Raw genomic sequence first — 322 nt, 5'->3', positions numbered from 1 at the left:
TGCCGTAACAAGGCCGGTTTGGGCTGCTCCGATTTCGCTCGCCACTACTCTCGGAATCACTGTTGTTTTATTCTCCTATGGGTACTTAGATGTTTCAGGTCCCCACGTTCGCTTTCATACCTAGTATGAATAGTTAGTCTTCAACTAACTGGGTTGCCCCATTCGGAAATCTACGGATCAATTGATGTGTGCTCATCCCCGTAGCTTATCGCAGCTTATCACGTCCTTCTTCGCCTCTGAGACCCTAGGCATCCCCCATACGCCCTTCTTTTGCTCTTTTTTATCTCTTCTCAGTCTTTCCCATCATGTCAATGTACTCTTT

1 rRNA gene is annotated in these 322 nt (G+C 46.9%); it reads right to left on the bottom strand.

What is annotated here, in order from left to right:
* Positions 1-279: ribosomal RNA gene (locus EGI24_RS14230) — 23S ribosomal RNA — on the bottom strand; the annotation flags it as partial.
* Positions 280-322 lie beyond the last annotated feature (43 nt).

It is taken from the genome of Lacihabitans sp. CS3-21 (assembly GCF_024343675.1).
Lineage (GTDB): Bacteria > Bacteroidota > Bacteroidia > Cytophagales > Spirosomataceae > Leadbetterella.
The sequence above is the reverse complement of the archived record's forward strand: the minus strand, read 5'-3'. Positions and strand labels throughout refer to the sequence as shown.